The following is a 4,497-nucleotide window of genomic DNA, read 5'->3' as shown; positions in this document are numbered from 1 at the left end:
TCCCTATCTTCGCCATCAACCTCGATCGCGAGACCCAGCGCTGGAGCGAATTGCTCGCCAGCGCCGAAGCGGCGGGACTGACCTTGCAGCGCATTGCCGCCGTCGACGGCCATGCGCTTGCCAAAGAGGCCTGGACGGAGATCGATCTTCCAGCCGCGCGCAAGCTGAGCGGGCGCGACATCCTTTCGGGCGAATATGCCTGTTACCGCAGCCATATCCGGGCGCTGGAAACGTTCCTGGCCGGTGGCAGCGCCCATGGCCTGATTGTCGAGGACGACGTCCTCTTCAGCGAAAGCACCATGCGGCGCATCGAGGCCATCATCGCGGCGGTGCCGGATTTCGATGTCATCAAGCTGACCAACCATCGCATGAGCTTCTTCATGCGCGCGGTCGAGACGGCGGAAGGCGATGAGATCGGTCGTGCGCTGCATGGCCCGCAAGGCTCGGCCGCCGCCTATCTGGTGACGCGAGAGGGCGCGCAGGGTCTGTTGTCGGCGCTCGCCGTAATGAAAATGCCATGGGACGTCGCGCTCGAGCGCTTTTGGGATACTGGCCTGAAAGTCTATTCGGTCCGCCAAAACGTGCTTGGCTTCGCCGCCAGCAGTGGGATCTCGGGCATAGCCGGTCCCTCGGGAAGCTACAAATCCGCAAGGCTGGGCGGGCCGAGCCGGCTACGTGCCGGGGTGTTACGGGCCAGCGACGAACTGCGCCGCCTGCATCACGTCCTGCTGCCGCCCCCTCTGCCGCGAGATGCCCTGGATGATGCCAAGGACAACGCGCCGCGCCACACCTTGCTTCTGTTGCTTGCGGCACTCGCCATTCTCGCTTTGGTCTCCGCGGTGTGGCGCGAGGCCGACACCTACCGCTATGCGGGCCTGGCGCTGGCCCTGGTCGCGGTCATCCGCTGGTTCAGAGTGGACTTGTGGACCTACAGCAAACCGCTGATCGGTTGGGTCGGCTTCCTGTGTCTGGGCTGGTCGCTCTACGTCTTCATCCGACTGGCGATCGTCTATTTCGGCACCCACCAGTTGGGTGGCGCCGAAGGCATTTACATGTTTCCGCTGTTCTACGCGACGACCGGCTTCGCGTTTCTGCTGTTTGTCAGGCAACCCGCACGGCTCGTGCTCTGGTTCATGATCCTCAGTCTCGTCTTCCTAGCGGCGGACACCTTCTATTCGGACATGTTTCAAGGCGTCCAACCTGCCCCGTGGCTTTTCAACAATCCCATCCACGCGTCGGTGGCGGCCGGTTTCATCTTCCTCTGCACGCTGCAATTCATGGCCTACTCGGCGCAGAGAACGGACCTCGGAAAAGCAACCAAGAACCTGCATTGGGCCCTGTCGACAGCCGTCCTGCTGCTTGCCCTCGTCAATATCATCGAGATGCGCTCAAAGGGAGTGTGGCTTGCGCTTGCGCTCGCTCTGCTCTTGTTGGCGGTCATGACCCTGGCGAGAGGCCATCGCCGCGAACTGTTGGTTTCGGGTGGCGTGCTGGTGATCGTGGCGGCCGGCATTGTCGCGGCACACAACATCTTCTCGTCCACCGCCGACGATACCATGGCATTCGTCAAAACCTTGGTTCCGGATGTGTTCAGGCATGGGGTCCTCCCCGCCTTCGACCGCGCCATCGCGAGCGACGCGGTTCCGCTTGCAGCCAAGGAAAGGCTGATGCTGTGGGCGGATGCGATCAATATCTGGAAGCGCCACCCGATCTTCGGAGCCAGTTCCAGCTGGCTGACCGAATGGCAGAGCAGAACCTATCATCCCATGATCTTCAATGTCTTCCACAATGGTTATCTGGAGATTGCCGTGCGTTATGGGGTGGTCGGACTGGCGTTCTTTGCCTTTCTCTACACCTGGTCGGCCAGGCAGGTTCTGCTGGCCATGCGAGCCAAGCTCGTCGCTCCGGCCGCATGGTCCTGCTACATCTCCACACTGGTCTTCTTCGCCCTAACCATCCTCACCAATTCCAACAACCGGCTGGCCATGGGCGAGGCCTTCATGTGGTTTGCCGCAGCGTTCGGCTTCTATTGTTTTTATGTTCGCCAGCAGAAGAACCTTGTCGCGCCGCGGACCTATTTTTAGGGCCTGCCGGCGCAGCACGTATCTGACCAGCCGATTGCGACCAATCCACCTTTGACGCCCCGCTCAATTTCCCGATAATCGGGAAAGTCGATGCCAAAATCGATGGCTTATCGCCGGCAACCCCTTCGTTACGATCGACACGGATCACAGACAGGGGTTGTCACGGACATGCTGACGGACAGGCAGGCACGCGAGGCGGTGGAGCAGTACCGCGAGGAAGGATACGCGGTCGTTCGACAATTCGTCGACGGCGACGAGATGATCCGGCTGAAGAAGGAAACCGATGCGGTCTATGCCGAAGGCCTCAAGCATCACGCCACCTTCCGGCACGGCAACCTGAATTTCCAGATCCTGCCTGAATCGGACTTTGGCCAACGCTATGTGCTGCAGGCTTACTGGTTTTCCTGGATCAATTCCTATTTCGAAGAATTCCGCCGCAATCCCGACTATCTGAAGCTGCTCGAGAGCCTGATCGGCCGTGACATAAGGCAGATCGCCCAACAGCTGCACTGGAAGCCGCCCGGCGCCAATGTCACGGGTTATCGCTTCCACCAGGATTTGCGCTTCCGTAACCAGGCGGCCTTCGACAATGTCGCCGACGCCACCGTGACAACAGGCCTCGCGGTCGATCGGGCGACGCTGGACAATGGCTGCCTTCAGGTCGTGCCCGGCAGCCACAAGCTCGGCTATCTCGGCCTGTCGGACGAGGGAACCGGCGAGCTGATGAAGGGCCTGACCGCCGAAGAAGAGTTGCGCAAAGTCGGCATCGACCCGGCGACCATCGTTCCGCTGGTGCTAGAGCCGGGCGACCTTGCTTTATGGGGGCTGCTTACCGTGCACGGCTCCTCGCCCAACAAATCGCAGCACGACCGGGCCTTTGCGCTGTCCAGCTATGTGCGGGCCGATACGACGCAACGTGGCGAATGGGCGTTCAGGGACGGCGTTTCGGTGCCGCTCGGCAAGACGCCGGCACTGTGCAAATACGAAAAGCTCTTCGAGGAGCCGGGACCGATGTACGACACCACCGCCTGGTGGAAATGACGCTGCCGCGTCGGGCGACGGGGGCAGAGGGGGCCTGGCGTTCGCGCCAGGCCCCTGACGGCGTTGGCCATGGACAATCGGGCAGCATTTCAGGCGGTGAAGTCGGCCGACAGTTCGCGGATCAGGAAATCGACGAACGCGCGCACCTTGGCCGCAATATAGGTGCGGTGCGGATAGAGCGCGTAGATCGGGCTGGAGCCGGGGCGAAACTCATCCAGCTGCACTTCCAGCCGGCCGTCCCTGATCGCAGCGTCGACCAGCAGGCTGGGCAGGTTGCCGATGCCGAAACCGGCGGTGGTCATCTGGTAGGCGGCCTCGACGCTGTTGGTCGAGATCCGCCCCCCGATAGCCGCATCGAAAGGGCCGTCGGGTCCGATGAATGGCCACGTGCCAAGGCGCTTGGCGAAATTGCTCAGCACGCAGGAATGGCTTGCCAGCTCATCCGGGTGGACCGGACGGCCGTTTGCATCCCAATAATCGGGCGTAGCGCAGACATAATTGCGGACGTCACCAAGCCGGCGGGCAATCAGGGCGGAATCCGCCTGACCGCCGAAGCGGATGGCCACATCGTAGCCTTCCTCGACAATGCCGACGACATAACGCGCGGTGAGGTCGAACTCGATCGTGGTGAGCGGGTTTTCTTCGAGGAATTTCGGCACCAACTTGGTTATGCGCGTGTGGCCCAGAACATTGGAGCAGGAAACCCGGATCAGGCCGCGCGTCTCCTTGTGCAGGCCGCGCGTCGAATCCTGCAGTTCGGATATGTCGTCGAGCAGGCTGCGCGCACGCGGAGCATAGTCGCGGCCCGCCTCGGTGAGGCTGAGACGCCTTGTGGTGCGATTGATGAGCCGGACGCCAAGGTCGTCTTCCAGTTCCTTGATGGTGCGGCTGACGGCCGTCGTCGACATGTTGAGATCGCGCGCCGCCGCCGACAGGCTGCCCAGCAGGCAAACCCGATCGAACACCCGCATCGCCGTCAGAATATTCATCTTGCCTTCCCCTCGCCGTCGCGGCCCCGCCGCCATCGGCTGCGTCCTGTAGAAAACAGCGCCCAGCAACGACGCGGCAAGGGCATTCCACCGAATTTGGGCGTAAAATCAACAATGGGAGAACCGATATGACATCCAGACCTCTTCATCCCGCGATCGGCACATTTGCGAAAGGCGCAAAGAGCGGCGCGCTTGGCCGCCGCGAGTTCCTGGCGCTGGCCAGCGCCTTCGGCGCCAGCACGGCGATTGCCTACGGGCTCATCGGTCAGCCGGTCCCGGCGCGAGCCGAGGAAGCCGTCCAACCCAGGAAGGGCGGCGTGGTGCGTGTTGCCATGCAGGTGATGGAGCTGGAAGACCCGCGCAAGTTCAAGGCTTCGCAGATG

At 62.1% G+C, this 4,497-nt stretch carries 3 protein-coding genes and 1 pseudogene; 3 read left to right on the top strand and 1 reads right to left on the bottom strand.

Annotation, left to right across the window (positions count from 1 at the left end; all coding sequences use genetic code 11):
• Together EN939_RS22290 and EN939_RS22285 are read left to right on the top strand one after the other, a co-directional pair.
• Nucleotides 1–2,084: O-antigen ligase family protein (locus EN939_RS22290; protein ID WP_127269712.1), on the top strand; the 2,084-nt coding region annotated here is incomplete at its 5' end.
• A gap of 168 nt (nucleotides 2,085–2,252) precedes the next feature.
• Complete coding sequence (locus EN939_RS22285) at nucleotides 2,253–3,125, top strand: phytanoyl-CoA dioxygenase family protein (protein ID WP_236382848.1); 873 nt, start codon at nucleotides 2,253–2,255, stop codon at nucleotides 3,123–3,125.
• Between the two features lie 89 nt (nucleotides 3,126–3,214).
• Here the strand turns inward: EN939_RS22285 and EN939_RS22280 are convergent, their stop codons facing one another.
• Nucleotides 3,215–4,114, bottom strand: coding sequence for a LysR family transcriptional regulator (locus EN939_RS22280; RefSeq protein ID WP_127269708.1), 900 nt, complete (start codon nucleotides 4,112–4,114; stop codon nucleotides 3,215–3,217).
• Nucleotides 4,115–4,242: 128 nt separating this feature from the next.
• Here EN939_RS22280 and EN939_RS22275 point away from each other — a divergent pair.
• A pseudogene (locus EN939_RS22275) lies at nucleotides 4,243–4,497 on the top strand (ABC transporter substrate-binding protein); the annotation flags it as partial.

The sequence above is a fragment of the Mesorhizobium sp. M7A.F.Ca.CA.002.05.1.1 genome (genome assembly GCF_003998335.1).
GTDB lineage: Bacteria > Pseudomonadota > Alphaproteobacteria > Rhizobiales > Rhizobiaceae > Mesorhizobium.
This window is presented reverse-complemented; position numbering and strand designations above follow the sequence as displayed.

What these genes read in the sequence shown, in the direction of transcription:
- EN939_RS22285 (WP_236382848.1), top strand. Translation starts at nt 2,253, where the DNA reads ATGCTGACGGACAGGCAGGCACGCGAGGCGGTGGAGCAGTACCGCGAG.
- EN939_RS22280 (WP_127269708.1), bottom strand. Translation starts at nt 4,114, where the DNA reads ATGAATATTCTGACGGCGATGCGGGTGTTCGATCGGGTTTGCCTGCTG.